We start from the raw sequence: 19,716 nt of genomic DNA, 5'->3' as shown, positions 1-19,716 counted from the left end.
CATGAACGGTCGTCCGCGTTGCCGGTTCCGCTGTTCGACGGTCCGACCGGTTCAACGGAGGGAATGTTCGACCCTCTTGTCCCAAAGCAGGACAACAGACGATTCTGTCAGTCTGGATGCCGTTTTGGGGGGGCTATGGAGCACGACGTAAAAGCACTTCGCAAGCTGGGCGAATTGCTAGCCCGCGGGCGGCGCTCTTTGGATCGATTGCCCGGTGATTGGCGTATGCGTCGCCGCACAGCCTTGCGAAACTCCTCCAGTCTGGCGAACCGGCTCCATTTCGAAGCGGTGGAACCGCGCTTGCTGCTGGCGGCGGACGTGCCACCGGTCATGGGCACGATCGAGGTGCCGGGCGAAACCGACCGCTTCGCGTTCACGCTGACCGAACCCAAGAAGGTCGTGTTTGATTCGCTCACTGCCACCAACAACATGTTCTGGGCGTTGGCCGACCAGAAGGGCAGCATCGTTTCGAACCGCAATCTGGCCCAGTCGGATTCCTATGATTTTTCGGGCGGCAACGTCCTGGACCTGCAAGCGGGCGAATATACGCTCAGCATCGATGGGCGAGGCGACGCGACGGGCAATTATGCCTTCCGTCTGCTTGATATCGCCAATGCCGATGCGTTCACGCCCGGTGATGTCGTCAACGGACAGCATAAGGCGAACGAAACCGCGCTTTACAAGTTCGACGCGCTGGCAGGGGACAGTTTCTTCTTCGACGCGCACAGCTATCCGGCCGAATCCACGGCATGGCGGCTCATCGGTCCCGATGGCGAATATGTTACGGGGCCAAATTCCTTCGATGATTCCGGCGCCTATCTGCTGAACCGCAGCGGCACCTACATGATGGAGATTGAAGGGCGGGTTTATAATTCTGCCACCAACGACATCAGCTACGCCTTCACCTTCGGCAAGATCACGCAGACCAGCGCCGCGCTGACGATCAATGAACGGACGCAGGGCCGCCTGGCTACCGCGGGCAGCAGCACGGTGTTCGATTTCGATCTCGCCAGTGACAGTAAGTTGCTGTTCGACAATCTGATACGCCGCGACAGCCTCAAATGGTCGCTCAGCGGGCCGCGCGGTCAGGTGGTCAACAACCGCAGCATGAACAGTTCGGATTCCTTCAATGGCGATCCGCTGCTCAATCTTGTCGCGGGGCATTATGAGTTGACGGTGTTCGCCGATGGCGATGCGACCGGGGATTTTGCCTTCCGCCTGCTCGATTTTTCGACAACTGCCACGGCGATCAGCGCGGGGGATGAGTTTGGCGCGACGATCGAGGATGGCGGTGCGCTGGCCAATATCGCCCACGCGGCTGGCGCGCCGCTCGACTATTCGGGGCAGGGCGGAACGGTCAACCGCAGCTGGGACGTCGCGACGCTTGGAGAGCTTGAAGTCGCCAACGATGCGGCGCTCAACCCGGCTGCGATTACGGTCGAGGCTTGGGTCAACGCACGCAGCGGCGGCGGCTTCTATCAGGGTATCGTCAGCAAGGTGAACGATACCGGATGGAGCAATGGCTATGGGCTGATGCGTGTCGGCGGCAATGTCCGCTTCTTCGTCAACAATTGGAACGACGGCTTTGTCGAGGCATCTCTTTCGACCGATCAATGGAAGCATGTCGCCGGCGTCTATGACGGCACAAAATTGCAACTATATATCGATGGCGCGCTGGTTGCCGAGAAGGCCTATGACGCAGCCATCAACCACAGCGGCAATGCGCTCAACTTCGGTGCGGCGCCAACCGGCAATTATCAGTTCGACGGGCAGATCGACGATATACGCCTGTGGGGCATGGCGCGCAGCGCGGCCGACATCGCCAGCGGTTACCAACGCCCGCTAACGGGCAGCGAAAGCGGCCTTGCGGGCTATTGGCGTTTTGACGAGGCGACGGGGCAAACCGCTGCCGACCTTGCGCCGGGCGCTCTGGTCGCCAGTGGCGTTCTGCGCCGGGGGACCGAAACAAAACTGTTTCGGTTCGACGGCGTGAAGGATGACCATTATTTCCTCAACCTGCTGAGCGCGAGCAACAATCAATATATACGGATATACCGCCCCAATGGAGCATTGCTGCTCAGCGGTTCGGGACTGGGCGACATCGACCTTGGCGTACTGCCGGAAACGGGCGAATATCTGATCGCGATCGAAGGCTATCTCTACAATCAGGGCAGCGCCGCCTTTACCGCCGAACTGCTCAAGGTGTCGGACGACACGAGCGCTCTGACGCTGAACGCGCTGACCAGCGGACGGATCGATGCAGGCGAAGCCGACCGCTTCACATTCACGCTGAGCGAAGCGACGAAGCTGGCCTTTGACTCGCTGACGGCGAACTCTGCATTGAGCTGGTCGCTGACCGGGCCGTTTGGCGCGGAGATCACCAATCGCAATTTTTATTATGCCGATTCCGCCGAAATCGACACCAACAGCAATTTGCTGCTCAACCTGACGCCGGGCACCTATACGCTGACCGTCGACGGCGCAGGCGATGTTGCAGCCGATTATCAGTTCCGGCTGCTGGCCCTTGCCAGCGCAACGCCACTGACCCTTGGCGCAGAGACCAGCGGCAGGCTGGAGCCGGGCAATGAGACCGACATGTTCGTGTTCACCGCGCAAGAGGGCGACGCGATCACGATCGAGCGGATATCCAGCACCAACCTTAATGCGTACTGGCGGCTATATGATCCGCTCGGCCGTCTCGTCACATCCGCGCGCCAGTTCAATGATTCGGTTCCGCTTAGCCTTGACTATGACGGCACCTATGTCCTGATGCTCGAAGGACGGGTGTGGGAAGGCGCGCCGGTCGACTATGTGCTCAAGGTCAGCAGCACCGGCAACACGCCGCCGCCGGACAGGGGAACGGGCACCGTCTTCACCCTTGGCGCGGCGGTCAGCGACACGTTGAGCGCGGCGGATGAAATCGATCTCCACAGCTTTACCATTGCGGGGCCCACCCGGGTCTATTTCGATAGTCTGACGCCCGCCACGGACAAGAGTTGGGCGCTGTTCGGTCCGTCCGGGCGCATCACGCCGGATCGCGCTTTCTATTACACCGACAGTTTCGAGAATAGCGCCAATACGTTCATCGATCTGACCCAGCCGGGCAACTATCAGATCCGGGTGCAGGGCAGCACGGGGGCATATGGTTTCCGCCTGCTCGATTTCGCAGACGCGACGCCTGTGGCGGCAGATGGCAGCGTCACCGCGTCCACGCTCACGCCCGCGCGCGCGACGAACATTTTCAGCTTTACCGCGAGCGCTGGCGAGAAAATCATTCTCGACGTGCGTGACTATCCCAGCAATGCAAGTTGGCGCATCTTTTCGAGCAACGGCCGTCAATTGTTCGGTCCGGCCAGTTTCGACTATCGCGAACTCATCCTGCCGGTTTCGGACACATATTATTTTGTCGTAGAGGGCCGGGTTTGGGATAACCGGGCGTCCGACGACTATGCCTTCATCCTCAATCGCCCGGCTGATCCCGCGCCGGTCGATCTGGCGTTGAACGACATGGTGGAAGGCACGATCGCCAAGACCGGCGATGTCCAGCGCTATCAGTTCACCGTCGATACGCAGAAGCTGGTGATTTTCGACAGCTACAGCCCATCGGTCTATCTCGAATGGGCGCTCAACGGGCCGAAAACGTCGCTTGGCAACCGTTTCTATTATTCCGACAGCTACGAACAGCAGAACCGCACGCCGATGCTGCTCGAACCGGGCGATTATGAACTGGTGGTCCGGGGATCGCAGCAGGTGGAAACCGGCGGCGGGACGCTGGGCGACTACAAGTTCCGCCTGCTGGATGCCGCCGCCGGCACAATGCTGGCGGTCGATGGCTCCACTACGTCCGGCACGCTCGATCCGGGCCGGGAAACAGATGTCTATCGCTTCACTGCGACGGAGGGCGAAAAGGTCTTTTTCGATGGCATCCAGGGGGCGGGCAGTGGATCGCTCAAAATCCTCGATGCCTTTGGCCAGATCGTTTACGGCCCCATCGATTTCCGTGATGCCGCCATCACCATGCCGCGCACCGGCACCTATACATTGCTGGTCGAAGGGCGCCCGTGGGACAATGCCGCGACGATCAATTATCAGTTCGCACTGTCACGGATCGAGGCGGACCCGACCCCCATTGCGCTCAATTTTGGCGAGCGGACCACTGCGACGATCGCCAAGCCGACGCAGAAACAGCGTTATACGTTTACGCTGACCGCGCCCAAATCCTTCTATTTCGACAGCTTTACGCCGGATTCCGAGATTTCATGGGCGATTTCAAGCGCTGGTCTCAACCTGGTCGGCAGCAATTTTTACAATAGCGATTCCTACGAAAATGGCGGCGAGCGCATTTTCACGCTTCCTGCGGGTGACTATAATCTGGATGTTTCCGCCAATGCCGGAAAGACGGGCAGCGCCGAATTTCGCCTGATCGACACCGCATCAGCAACGGCACTTACCTTTGGCCAGCCGGTTCGTTCCGACCTGACGCCGTTGCGCGAAACCGATCTCTACAGTTTTGAGGGGACGGCGGGCGAAACGATTTTCTACCAGAATCTGCAAAACCAGCCCAACGCCTCCTTGCGGATCATCGATCCGGACGGGCTTCAATTCGTCGGCCCGACGAACATGGACAATCGCGAGATCGTGCTGCCCAAGACGGGACGCTATCTGATCCTGCTGGAAGGACGGGTCTGGGACGCCAGCGCCAGCCAGAGCTATGGCTTTACCCTGCAAAAGCCGACCAATCCGACCCAGACCATCGCCATTGACGGCACGACCAACGGAGCACTGACGCGGCCGGGCAAGGTCGGCAACGCCCTTGCCTTGTCAGCCCATGAGCAGATCCAGATCGTCGATCCTGCACTCGACCTGCGGCAGGACGTGACGATCGAATTCTGGATCAATCCCGATCGACAGGCGGACACATGGTCGCCGATCGTGTACAAGGCCAATGAGGCGGGACAGCGCGACTATTCCGTGTGGTTCAACTCCAGCGGCTTCATTCATTTCTCGACGATGCGGGGTACGGCGAACGACACGCTGGAGACTGCGAGCAACGCGGTTCCCTATGGCAAGTGGAGTCATGTAGCCGCGGTGCTGGAGCGCAGCACCGGCACGATGAAAATCTATGTCAACGGCGTGCTGGCCGCATCCCGATCGGTCAGTACGGCGCTGTCGAACGGTTCGCCCGATACGCCTTTGATCATCAGCGGCACCAGCGAATATAACGAAGCCTACCGCAAGTTCGAGGGCGGCCTCGACGAAGTGCGCGTCTGGAGCGGGGGACGCACGGAAGCGCAGATCGTCGACAACATGAATGCCGGCGCGCCCGCCGACAGCGCAGGTCTGGTACTGCGATTGGGGCTGGATAATGTGACCGCGGGCGCCGTGACGAACAGCGTCAATGGCGCGGCGATCCCGGTTCTGCGCGACCTTGCCAATGTGAAGGGCGTGGTGGAAGGGCGTCTGGACACGCCGGGCGACAAGCGGACCTACACTTTCACCGTTGCCGAACGCACGATGATGGCGTTCGACAGTCTGCACGACAATGACCAGATGGTCGTTTCCGTAACCGGGCCGGGTGGCTTTTCGATATCGAAAAATCTGCGCAACGGCGACAGTTATGAACTGGGCGGGAGCAACCCCGTTTTCACCGTCGAGCCGGGCACCTATACGATCGTGGTCGACGGTACGGGGGCTGCGACCGGCGCTTTTGCCTTCCGCTTGCTCAACCTGTCGACGGCGCCGCTGATGCCGTTCGATAACGCGATTTCGCAGACGGCCAGCGGCTCTTCGGAAAGCTATGCCTATCGCCTGGACGTCAATCCCGGCGACAATCTACTGTTCGATGTCCAGCAATTGACCAATTCGAGCAGCCGGGTCTCGTACCGGCTGATCGATCCTTATGGTCGCCAGATTTTCGGCCCCGTCGATTTTTCGTCGCGCGAAACCGGGGCACTGGCGATTGGCGGCGTCTACACGCTGATCGTCGAACCGCGGGTCTGGCGCGAATGGCCGGTCGATTTCCGTTTCGCGGCATATAAGGTCGCGGCCACGCCGCCCGTAGCGATTACGCTGGACGGACCCAATCCCCAGGCGCCACAGGTTCAGACCGGAAAGAGCGGCAATGCGCTGACGCTGCGCGGGGTCGACTATGTCGAAGTGCCAAGCAGTCCGGCAGTGTCGCCCAGCCGCAATCTGACGGTCGAAGGCTGGTTCAAGCTGGATCGCTTCACCAACAGCTGGACATCGCTGGTCGCCAAATCAACCCATGGCACGTCACCCTATCGGATCGCGGTCAACGCCAACGGCTCGGTCTGGGCGGCGGTGCGCGATGCATCCGGGGTGCAATCGATCCAGACCGGAGGCGGCCTGATCGCGGCAGGCGAATGGGCGCATATCGCGCTGGTCGCCGACCGTGACGGCGGCGCGATGAAGATCCTTGTCAACGGTGTGGAGCAGGCGTCCGGAACCATCAGGATCAACAACAATGCCGATGCGGGCGAACCGCTGCTGATCGGTCAGTATGAGGAAGTCGAGACCAGTTACGGACAGTGGGAAGGTGCGGTCGACAGCTTCCGCATATGGGATATTGCACGCAGCGAAGCCGATGTCGCCGCCGGCATGACCAATCCGCCCGCGTCGGGGACCAGCGGCCTGCTCTATGCGCTGGATTTCGAGAGTACGGCATTGAGCGATGGCGCGCTGTTGCGCACCACCAACGCGAATGGCGTTTCCGGCCGCATCGCGCAGCCGGGCGAAAGCGACGTCTACAGCTTCAGCCTGACGGCCGAAACACTTGTCATGCTGGACAGCCTGACAAATTCGGCTGACATCAACTGGACGCTGACTGGCCCGCAAGGCGAAATTGTGAGCGCCCGGCGCTTGAGCGATACCGATTCCGCCGATTTCACCGCCTCGCCCGTCCTGCGGCTGGGCGCGGGCGATTATACGCTGAAGATCGACGCGACCGGCAGCGTGACAGGCCATTATAATTTCCGCCTGCGCGATCTCTCGCTCGGCATGCCGCTTACGCTCGGTGCGCCGGTTTCGGGAACGCTCACCCCGACGAGCGAGACGGACATCTATCGCTTCGCTGCGAATGCGGGTGAAAAATTCTTCTTCGACGGCGGCACAGTGCATAACGACATGCGCTGGCGGCTGATCGATCCGTTCGGCAACGAAGTGTTCGGCCCGAATTCGATCGGCAATATTGACGGGCAGGAGCTTGCCATTAGCGGCGTCTATTCGCTGCTTATCGAGGGGCGCGTCTATACCGCGACGGTCGCTGACTATCAATTTGGCGTCTATCCCATCACCACGCAGACGGCGACGCTGACCATCGGATCGCGTGTGGATGGGGCGATCGGCGCGGTGGGCGAAAGCGACGCCTACAGCTTCACGCTGAGCGAAGCGACGAAGCTGGTGTTCGACGCGCTGACGACCGCGACCATATTCAACTGGACCTTGCGCGGTCCCGATGGCGTTGAAGTCGACAGTCGCAACGTGCATGATTCCGACGGGTTTGATTTTGGCGGCAATCCCGTCCTGAACCTCGGCGCGGGCAGCTATACGCTGACGATCGACGCGACGGCCGAAAATACGGGCGACTATAGTTTCCGCCTGCTCGACCTTGCGTCCGCCGAGGAGTTGGTGCCCGACGGGACATTCAATCGCACGATCGGCCAGAATGGGCGGGAAACGGACATGTTCCGCTTTACCGCGACGCCCGGCATGCGCTTCGGCTTCGACGTGATCAGCAATTCTTCCGGCAATAATAGCTGGCGGCTGATCGACCCGATGGGGCAGGTGATTTTCGGCCCCGTGGGGCTGAACGATACGGACCTGATGACGGCGGCGATGGCCGGCACCTACACCTTGCTGGTGGAAGGTCGGCGTTCCGCCACGACGGACGGCAGCTACAGCTTCATCTACAATCAGCCGACCATCCTGCCTGCTGGTGGCCAGACCAGCCAGGATTTCGACGTTGCGGGCCTGCCCTATGTCTTGGGCAATCATCGTGGAGCGGCCGCGCAGATATTGTCCGACGGCGGGGACAACGTCATCAGACTGACAGACTCGCTGCAAGTGAACAGCCAGAATTCGATTGCCTTTTCCGCCACGGGCAGCGGGCGGCAGGACGCTGTCGACATCGGGTTCGATTTCCGCCTGACCCGCCGCGCTGGGCAGACGAGCGATGCCGACGGCTTTGGCCTGCTCTATCTGCCGGTCAGCCAATATGGCAATGGCGGGCCGGGGCTGCTGGTGACGCCGGAGGCCAATCTGGCTGGTGCGCTGGGCATTGGTTTCGACACGCTGAGCAATGGCGAAGTCAATGCCAATCATATTTCCATCCATTATAACGGCGTCAAGCTGACCGACATCGCCGATCCCGGCCTGACGCTGGCCAGCGGCGATTGGGCGCGGGCGCGTATCCTTGTGGAACGGACCGATGGCGGATCGCTGCTGACGATCGAACTCACGCCGCAGGGCGGGGCGACCGTCGCTGCCGTCACCGATTTCTTCGTCCCCAGCATGGAGTTGGAGGCGGGACGTCTGGTACTGGGCGCCAGCCAGGGCGGTGCGACAGCCGATCAGGATTTCGACAATTTCGCTATCGCCATGACCGCCGCGGCGCAGCCGATGACGCCCCTTGCGCTCAACGACGCGGTCAGTGGCTCGATTGCCGTAGCTGGCGCTGTGGAGCGCTACGAATTTACCCTGACGGAAGAAACCGCCGTCATTTTCGATGCGCTGACAAACAACAGCGCGCTGCGCTGGCAGATTAGCGGCCCGACACAGACACCGGCCGTGCGTAGTTTCAACAGCACCGATTCCGCCGAATTTTCCGGCAATCCGGTCATGACGCTCGCACCGGGCACCTATAGCGTCGCCATTTCAGCGACCGGCGCCAATACCGGCAGCTATTCATTTCGCCTGGCGTCGCTGGCAGATGGCACGGCGATCAATCTCAACGAAACGCAGGATCTTACCCTCACACCCGGCAATCTGACCGCGATATACCGGTTCGACGCCACCGCCGGGCAAGCTCTGTTCCTCGACCTGATCAGCGGGTCGAACGATCCCTTCTGGCGGCTGATCGACCCGGCGGGCAATCTGGTGTTCAACACGCGGCGTCTCGGCGATCTTGAGGAGCCTGTGTCGCCGCTCGACGGCACCTATACGCTGCTGATCGAAGGGCGCGTCGGCACCTCAGCGCCCCAGACGTTCAGTTTCCGTGTGGTCGACATGGTCGACAGCACTGCGCCGCTGACGATCGGTGAGACCATAAACGGCACCATCGCGGCACCGGGAGCCAAGGCGCGCTACAGCTTCAGCGTCAGCGAACCGCAATATCTGATATTTGACAGCCTGATTAACACGACCCAGTTCGGATGGACGCTGGCGGGTCCGTCCGGCACGATCCTGTCGCGCAATTTCCAGAATTCCGACGCCCATTCCAGCGCATCCCCAGGCGTCATATTTTTCGAGCCGGGCGATTATACGATCACGGTCGATGCCAATGATGACCTGACCGGCGATTTTGCTTTCCGCCTGCTCGATACCGCGCTGGCGAGCGATCTGGTGCTGAACGCGCCGACCACGGGCCGACTGGAGCCGGGCAACAGCAGCAATCTCTACAAGTTCACCGGCGCCGTCGGTGACGAGATATTCTTTGATTTCATCGCCAGTGCCGGATCGGGCCAGTGGCGGCTGTTCGACCCCGATGGCCGGGTCGCGATGAGCGCCAATTACCGCACCGATACCGGCTTCATCACGCTTGAAAAGTCAGGAATCTATACGCTCGCCTATGAAGGCCAGATCGGTGAAGGCGGCCCGGTCGACTATCAGTTCCAGGTCGACAAGGTGGTGCATAAGAGCCGCACGATCGATCTGGGCGAGACGATCAGTTCGACGCTCGATCAACCTGGTCAAAAGGAAGACCTGCTTTTCACCCTGACCGAGGAAACGCTGGTCTATGTCGACGCGCTGGCACCGCTTGGCGATGTCAGCTGGCGGCTGACCGGCCCGGCTGGTGATTTTGCTGCGCTGCCCTTCACCCAGACGGACAGTTACGACCGATCCAACGCGCAGGTGGTTTATCGTTTGCCAGCGGGCGATCATGTCCTGCGGATCGAAAGCAACACGACGGCGGACCGGGACTATTCCATCCGGTTGCAAAAGCTTGCCGATGCGCTGCCCATCACGCCCGGCGTTCCGGTAAATGGAACACTCAGCCCCGGTTCCGAAACCGATATGTACCGCTTCGATGGTGAAGCGGGCGACCGTTTCTACTTCGACAGGCTCAGCTATGCCGGCGTATCCACCCATTGGCGGCTGATCGCGCCCAATGGTCGGCAGCTATTTGCCGGCGACATGAACGATGTCGATACGCTGGTCCTTCCCGACAGCGGCACCTACACGCTGCTGATCGAAGGCTATGTGCAACAGGCGGCATCGGTCGGGACATATAGTTTCAACGTGATCGAAAATACCTTGATCGCGCCTATCCGCATTTCCTCGCTGGAAGTGCGTCCATCGCCCGACCTGATCCCGATCGCCCTGGCGGTCAGCAGCAGCGGCACGATCAGTTCCGGCAGCGAGATCACCATCAGCTGGAAAACCCGCAATCAGGGCACGCTTCCGACCGATGGAGCGTGGCAGGACCGGGTGCTGCTGCGCAATCTGGATACCAACGAGATTATCGGCAACATCCTGTTGGATGACAGCGGCACGGTGATCAGTCCGGAAGGGGAACGGCAGCGGCAGACCACGCTGACATTGCCGACGGGCAATCGCGGCGTTGGCCGGATTGGCGTGACGGTGACGAACGACGTCGCCAACACGATCAATGAAGAAAATATCCTTGGCACGGCGGAAACCAACAACGCCGCGACGCTGGAGTTCACGTCGCAACTGGCCCCGTTCCGCGACCTCGTCGTTTCCGATGTCTCTGCTGACCCGGCTGGCGGCTGGAAACCCGGCGATACCGTGACGGTCAACTGGACCACGACCAACGCAGGCAATAGCGCGACGACGGCGGACTTTAGCGAACGGCTGTTCGTGCGCAACGTCATGACCGGCCAGCAGGTCCAGGTCGCGACCGTGGCCTTCACAGGAGCGCTGGGCGCGGACGAGGCTGCGCAACGCTCGACGCAGATAGTGTGGCCCACCGGCATATTGGGTCAGGGCATTTTCGAATTTTCGGTGGTCACCGATATTTTCGATCAGGTGGCCGAAGCGAACACCGCGGCGACGGGTGAGACCAACAACAGCGCAGCGGTAACGATCACCTCCGCGCCCGACCTTCAGATCCGCAATCTGGCGATCACCAACAGCGCGCCCGCATCGGGCGATGTCATCACGCTGACTTGGGATGAAAGCAATCAGGGCAATGTCGGCACCCTCGCAGGGTTCGACAATCGCCTGCTGGTGCAGAATCTGACCACTGGCGAAACGCTGCTCAACAGCACGATCGTCACGACTAGCGCTCTGGCGGCTGGGGAAAACCGCGCCCGTACGGCCAGTTTCACGTTGCCGGAAGGACAACGCGCAGTCGGCGACATCCGCGTCACCATCATTGCCGATAGTAACGCAAATGGGCAGACCAGCGTGCGCGAGGCCGCCGCCGGGGTCGCTGCCGAGGGGAATAACAGCGCGCAGGCCGCGATCGCCGTCACCGCACGGCAATATGCGGATTTGCGCGTCAGCAATGTCAGTGCGCCCGCCAATGGGCTGGGCGGGGGCAACATCACGGTCAGCTGGACCGTGACGAACGCTGGCGTGGCCATAGCGGACGGCGTCGACTGGTCGGACCGGGTGATATTGAGCAGCGACGCCGTCATCGGCAACGCCGACGATGTCATACTCGGCAATATCGCCAGGACCGGCGGGCTGGCTGCGGGTGGCAGCTATAATGGTTCGGGCACGCTGGCCCTGCCCAACATCAACTCCGGCGACTATCGCATCTATGTCGTGGCCGATGCCGCGCAGGACATCGTCGAACCCGATACGCGGGCGGACAATGTCGGTGGCCCCGCAAATGTTGCGATTACCAGCCGCGCGCCCAATCTGGTGGCAGAGGCAATATCCGGTCCGACGGCCACCGTCCTCGGCGGCGATCCCTTCACGGTGTCATGGCGCGTGCGCAACACTGGCGACGCTGCCGCTGCGGGCGGGCATGTCGACCGGCTGCTATTGTCGGCTGACGGTGTCGCCGATGCGGGCGACCTGCTGCTGGCCGAAGTGCCTCGCGAGGCGGGGCTGGCGATCGGCGACAGCTATACGGTGTCCGTCCAGGCGCGCGTGCAGGACGGGCGCAGCGGCGATTACCGCCTGATACTGGTCACCGACGCCGGAAGCATGGTGTTTGAAAACGGGCTTGAAGGCGACAATGCGGGCGTTTCTACGCCTGTCCGCTTCGCTGTCGCACCGTCAGGCAATCTGGTCGTCGAAAACGTCTCTGCGCCTGCAGGCGCGCGGCCGGGCGAAACGGTAGAGGTCAGCTATATCGTCCGCAACAGCGGCACGGTGGCTGCGAGTGCGCCCTGGACCGACCGCATCTATGTGGATGACGACACGACTGTTTCGGGCGCGACGACCCTGGCCAACATCGCGCGCACATTCGATCTTGCGCCCGGTGAAGCCTATGAGGTGCATCAGACGGTCACACTGCCGGTAAACCTGGCCGATGGCTCCTATAGCATCCTTGTCCGCGCCGATGTCGGCCAGCAAGTGTTTGAAGGCGGCATAGAGGCGGACAATGACGGCGCTTCGGACGCGCTGGTCCTGACCCATCCCGATCTGGTGCCGCTCAACGTCACGCTGCCCGGCGGCGTCAATCCGCAATCGAACAGCGACATTGCGGTGACATGGCAGGTGCGCAACGATGGCACCGGGGCCAGCATCGGCGGCTGGACCGACAGCCTCTGGCTTTCGCGCGACGGCACGGTCGGCGCCGGGGACATCAAGCTGGGCGAAGTCGTGCGCGGATCTAGCCTTGGCGTTGGCGAGGTTTATGACGGCGCGCTCACCGTTCGGCTGCCCATCGACGCATCGGGCGATTATCGCATCATCGTGCAGAGCGACAGCGCCGCCGCCGTGCCGGAAACAAGCGCAGGTGAAGCCAATAACAGCGCCTCTGTCGCGCTCACCGTCGCGCTCGCTCCCTATGCCGACCTGGACGTCAGCAACGTCACCGCGCCAGCCCGCACGATCAATGATCCCGCGCGCGTCAGCATCGGCTGGACCGTCACCAATATCGGCACGGGGCTGGGAACGGTCGATAGCTGGACCGATCGCGTCTATGTGTCGCGCGATGACATATTCGGCGATGCTGATGACATATTGCTGGGCGAACTGGTGCATTCGGGCAGCGTGGCGGTGGGCGAAAGCTATGACGCCAATCTCGACCTGATCCTGCCTGCCGGTTTCTACGGGCGCTATACGCTGTTCGTCCGTTCGGACGCGACGGATGCGGTGTTCGAAAATGGCGCGGATGCGAACAGGACCGCGCTGGCTGGCTTTTTCGACGTGTCGCCGATCGCCTGGGCCGATTTGCAGATTGATAGCGTCGTTGCGCCCACAGTGGCGCAATCGGGCACATCCATCGATGTGACATGGCAGGAAAGCAATCAGGGCATCGGCCTCACCAACACGGGCGAATGGTTCGACAGCGTCTATCTGGAAAGGACCGACGGCAGCGGCCGGGTACTGCTCGGCTCGGTCAACCATCTCGGTTTCCTGGGGGTAGGGGACAGCTACGAACGCACGGCCAATTTCACGCTGCCTGACGGGATAGCGGGAGAGTATCGCATTGTCGTGATCGCGCCGGGTTCCGACAAACCCAATGCCACACCCTATGAATTTGCCTTTACCGGCAACAATAGCGGCACGTCCGCCCCGATCAGCATCTCGCTGGCGCCGCCACCCGATCTTCGCGTCACGGCCATCTCTGCGCCGACAAACGGCGTCGAGGGCGGCGTCGTCGACATTAGCTGGACGGTCAAGAATGAAGGGCTGAGCGCGGCCGAAGGGAGTTGGGTGGACAGGGTCTATCTGCGCAAGGCGGGCGACAGTGGCGCTGGCACGCTGATCGGCACCTACAGCTATACCGGCCCGCTGGCGGCGGGCACCAGCTATACGCGGCGTGAGGAAATGCGCCTGCCCGCCAAGACCAGCGACCGGTTCGAGGTGATCGTCGTCACCGACGCCGCAGACGCGGTATATGAACATACGGCGGAAACGAACAACCGCTCGGTCGATGACGAATCCATCCTGGTATCGGTGCTGCCGCGCCCCGATTTGCAGATCAGCGAAATCATCGCGCCTGACCGGGTGACGGCAGGGGCGACCGCGTCGGTCGATTTCACCGTCATCAACCAGGGGCTGGTGGAAGCCAATGGCAACTGGACCGATCAGGTCTGGTTGTCGCTGGACGACAAGATCAGCGGCGACGACATTCTGGTGTCGCGCCTTGCCAACCCGATCGCGCTCGGTTCGCTGGAAAGCTATGAATCGAGTTCCGCCACCTTCACCGTGCCATTGCGGTTCCGGGGCAATGTGTTCGTGCTGGTGGCGACCGATAGCGGCAACGCCATCGACGAATGGCCGAACGACACGACTGCCAGCAACGTGCGCGCGCAGCAGATTTATGTCGAACCCGTGCCCTTTGCCGATCTGGTCGTCGACAATGTTGTCACCAATGCCCAGGCGTTCGAGGGCAATAGCGTGCCGGTGCGCTATACCGTGACCAATCGTGGCGCGGGCACCAGCAACCTGGGTCAATGGACCGAGCAGGTCTGGTTGACGAAGGACAAGAACCGGCCGCACCCCGGCCTTGGCGATATATTGCTCACCAGCCTGACCTACACCGGCGGCCCGCTGGAAGTGGGACAGGGCTATGACCGCGAACTGACTGTGACCCTGCCGGCAAGCGTGGTTTCGGGCACCTATTATATCATGCCCTGGGTCGATCCCTACGCGACGCTGCTGGAGGATTCGCTGGCCATCAACGTCAATCCCGACGATCCGGCCGAAATTCAGAGCAGCAACTATCGCGCCCGCGCGATCCAGATCGTCGGCACCCCGCCGGTGTCCAGCACGCGCGCCATTGCGGTGACGGACGTGACCGCCCCGGCGGAGGCCAAGGGCGGCGACGACTTCACCGTCAGTTGGACAGTGCGATCGACCGGGGACGCCAGGGCGACTGGCTGGACCGATCAGGTTTATCTGGCCGACGCGCCGTTGCTGGAGAATGCACGCAACATATTCAGTCTGGGCAGTTTCGACAATCTGTCGCCCCTCGATCCGGGCGCGAGCTATACCAACAGCGCCACGTTCAAGCTCAATCCCGCCGCGGCCGGGCTCTACGTCATCGTCAGATCGCTGCTGGGCGGCGATCCCAACACGCTCGACAACGCAAAATTCGCCAGCACCAGCGTGACGAACGCACCGGCCGACTTGCAAGTGGTCAGCGTGGTGCCTGCCGCGCCGGGCGTCGTCGCTTATTCCGGCGAGCGGACAAGCGTTACCTATACCGTGGAGAATAAGGGCGCGCCGGTCTGGTCGGGCACGCAATATTGGACCGATCAGGTGTGGGTGTCGAAGGACCCGACATTCATCGAGAACCGCGCAACCTATGTCGGATCGGTCACGCAGGCCAATGAAGGGCTGGGCACGGGGCAGAGCTACACCAACACGCTGGAATTCGACATGCCGCCGGGCGTTGACGGCGAATATTATGTCTATGTGTTCACCAACACGCCAAGGCGGCCCGTGGTGCCCAGCGACATCGTCCGGTCGGGCGATAATGATTCGCTGAGGGACCAAGCTTTCCGGAATTTCGTATTCGAGCTGCCCGCCGGGACGGTTAAGCAGGCGCAGTTCCCGGTCGTCTATCGCGAAGCGGACCTCAAGGTTACCGAACTGACGCTGCCGGACACGCTGCCCGCGGGCGGCACGGTCGAAATCAGCTTCCGCGTCGAAAATGTCGGCACCCGCGCGACGCGCGAGGATAGCTGGGTCGACCGCGTCTATCTGTCGCTCGACGCCTCGCTGGATGAAGGTGACTGGCTGATGTCGCGGGAAGCGTCGCCGGGCGTCATCGTCCGCGCCGAAAACGCGCATGTCGGCATACTCAATCCCGGCGAATCCTATATTGCGAAGGTCACCGTCAGCCTGCCGTTCGAGCTGGAGGGCGAATTCAATGTCATTGCGGCTGCGGATTCGGGCCTGGAGCAGTCGGGCTACGCCAAAAGCACGCTGTCGCCGCGTTTGTCCGGCGTGCGCGGACAGGTCAACGGCAAGGTCAAGGAATATGCAGGGGAGGGCAACAACCTCACCGTCCAGCCGGTCACGCTCACGCCCTACACCCCGCCAGACCTTCAGGTTGCCTCGCTCGGCGTGCCCCTGCGCGCGACCCGTGGACAGCCGTTCCGCGTGGAATATAGCGTCACCAATGCGGGCGGCGCGACCCCGGCCCTGCAACCGCAATGGGACGACCTTGTCTATCTTTCCCGCGATCCGTTTCTTGACCTGACATCGGATCGCTTCCTGGGCTCGATCCGCCACACAGGGGGGCTGGACGCAGGCGGCACCTATTCCGTCGTCAAGGATTTCGTCGTGCCGGGCGACCTGGGCACCGAAGCCTATTATGTTTTCGTCGTGACCGATCCGGCGCGCTATGACGCCACGGGCAGCCTGTTTGAAGCCGACGAGCGCAACAATATCCGCGGCAGCGACGTGCCGATGGTTATCGAGTTGCCACCGCCCACCGACATACAGGTCACCGATATCGTCGCGCCCGACAATAAGCAGGCGGGCGATCCCGTCACGATCAGCTGGACGGTGACGAACAAGAGCACAGTGACCGCGTCGGGCAGTTGGAGCGATGCCGTCTATCTCTCGCGCGATGCGACTTGGGACGTAGGCGACAAGTTTTTGGGACGCGCCAATTTCGCAGGCTCCCTGCTGGCGGACCAGAGCTATACGCTGAGCCTGGATACGACGCTGCCCGGTGCGGCGGCGGGCGACTATCGCATCATCGTGCGGGCCGACGCGCGCAACCAGTTGTTCGAGGATGTGGGTGAGGCGAACAACATCACCGCCGCCCCCAACGCCACCAGCATCTCGATCGAGACGCTGACGCTCGGAATCCCCTTGTCGGTCAATCTGAAGCCTGGGCAGGAGCGGCTCTACCGTATCGTCGTGCCGGCAGAACAGACCCTGCGGTTGCGCGTAGCCTCCGATGACGAGCGGGCGATCAACGAAGTGTTCGTGCGGCATGACGATGTACCGACATCGGCGTTGTTCGATGCGACCTATACCGGGCCACTGGCTCAGGAACTGACCGCGATCGTCCCGGATACGGAGCCGGGCGTCTATTATGTGATGGTGCGGGGCTATAGCGGCCCGGACGAAGGCAGCACGGTACGGCTGATCGCCGATCTGATGCCGATGGTGATCACCAGCATAGAGACCGATACCGGCGGCGACAGCCGCTATGTGACGACCACGATCAAGGGCGCGCGCTTCCACGAGAATGCGATCCTCAAACTGTCCCGGCCAGGCATTGCCGAATTCGAGCCGGTGACCTGGAAGGTGATCGACAGCAGCACGATCATCGCGACCTTCGATTTTACGGGCGCGGCGCACGGCCTTTACGATCTGAAGGTCACCAATCCCGATGGGGCGCAGACGGTCGAACCCTATCGCTTCCTCATCGAACGGGGCATCGAACCGGAAGTCACGATCGGCGTGGGCGGGCCGCGTGTCATATTGGCGGGCGATCAGGCGACCTATTCCATCGCGCTCAAGAATATCTCGAACCTCGACGCGCCCTATACCTATTTCCAGGTCGGCGTGCCGGAACTCAATTATAACCAATATGTCTATGGCCTCAAATTCCTCGAATTCTTCACCAATGTGCGGGGTATTCCGGAGGGTGCGGAGGGCAGCGACAACGCCAGCGTGCCCTTCATCAACCTGGAATCGATCACCAATACCAACGGGCAATTGCTGACATCGGGCTTCCTTTTCGATCAGCCCGCTGACGGCTTTGGCGGCTTCACCGTCAACGTCCGCACCTATCCTGGCCTCAAGGAAATGGCGGATCGTGCCTTCAGCGCGTTTCAGGACAGGATGAACAGCCAGTTCCCCGACCTCGCGCCGCTCCTCGATGGAGGAGAGGGCGGACTGGGCGAATGGTGGGAAGCGGTGAAGGACAAGGTGAGCGAGATTATGCCTGCCGCGCGCAGCACGCTCGACCAGCTCGATTTTGTCGGCCTTTACCAGCAGAATAGCGCCGTGCCGAGCAAGGATGAAATCCCGTTCATCCCGTTCCGTTTCCATATCGTCGCTGCCGCCACGACCATGACGCGGGCCGAATTTGTCGAATTCCAGTCGAAGCAGGCGCGCGATTTGCGCACCGCCATCCTGGAGGCGAATGACGCCCCCGCGCCATTGCTGGCGCTTGCCGCCGATGAAGGGCAGTGGACGGAACTGTATCTCGCCGCGCTCGAACAGGCCGGGCTGTTGCGCGACGAGCAGGACGTGCCGCCGATCCGGACGAAACAGCATATCGTCAGCCTGATGACCACGTTGGCATCGGGCATCTTGTTCGGCCCCGGCGGCTCGTCGGTACGCTCCACTGGCGATCTGCTCACCTTCTTCGATCAGGTCCGCGCCTATTACGGGCATGAAGACGGGCTGATGGCCGCCATCGAATATATGGACCCGCGCCATAGTGACAAATATGATGGCGAGGTGCCGGTGCCGGCGCTGCCGGAACGGGCCGACTATGATCTGGGCCTGTCCACGCCCACGCATTTCGAGGCGTTCCGGATTTTCGTGCCATGGGTGCCATTCGACCAGCGCGGTGCCGGGCTGCCCGCCGATTTCCAGATCAATGGGCCAGAGCCGGTCGACGGCCAGGAATTTGCCCAGCTGGATTTCTCGCGATTTTTCGCCAGCGAAGGGCAGGTGAACCGGCTGGCGTCGATCACCGGGCCGCAGACGCTCGACACGCAGGGCTGGCTGCCGGGAGCGGCGGAACTGCCCTATACCGTCGCTTTCGAAAATGCGGCTGGTTCAGCGCGCTATACCAATGAAGTCCAGATCGTCACCACGCTCGATCCCGATCTTGATCCGCGCAGCTTCCGGCTTGGCGACATCAAGATTGGCGACATCACCATCGACGTGCCTGATGGCCGCACCAGCTTCGATGCGGAGATTGATTTCACCGCCACGCGCGGTTTCATCCTGCGGGTCAGCGCGGTGCTGGACTTGTTCCAGCAACCGGCAAGTGCGAGCTGGCTCATCCAGGCGATCGACCCGCTGACCGGCGAAGTGTTGCAGGACGCGACCCGCGGTTTGCTGGCGCCCAATGATGCCAGCGGGACGGGCGCGGGCTTTGTCAGTTACACGGTGGTGCCGGGCGACGATGTGGCGACCGGCGAGCGCATTTCCGCCTCCGCACGGGTGCTGATGGACGGCTTTGCGCCCGAAGACACCATTGTCCTTAGCCAGATGGTCGATGCCGTCGCGCCGACCAGCACGCTCACCGCCAAACGCGTGGGCACGACAGCCAATTTCGAGGTAAACTGGCGCGTTCTGGACGATGTCGGCGGTTCCGGCGTCAAGCATGTGACGCTTTACACCGCTGAAAATGGCGGCGATTTCAAGATCTGGCAACGGATGTTGCCCGACGCGAGCGGCATGCTG

General features: G+C 61.7%; 1 protein-coding gene (cut by a window edge). It reads left to right on the top strand.

The window, feature by feature from the left end; translation table 11 throughout:
* Positions 1–225 precede the first annotated feature (225 nt).
* Positions 226–19,716, top strand: the 5' portion of a protein-coding gene (locus tag FE851_RS08370) for a putative Ig domain-containing protein (protein ID WP_145201569.1). The gene runs 17,601 nt beyond the window's last position; only the first 19,491 of its 37,092 coding nucleotides appear in the window; the start codon lies at positions 226–228; its stop codon lies beyond the right edge, outside the window.

The organism is Sphingobium sp. B2, from assembly GCF_007693735.1.
Taxonomy (GTDB): Bacteria; Pseudomonadota; Alphaproteobacteria; order Sphingomonadales; family Sphingomonadaceae; genus Sphingobium; species Sphingobium xenophagum.
Note: the sequence above shows the minus strand (reverse complement) of the source record. Positions and strands in the feature narration are given on the sequence as shown.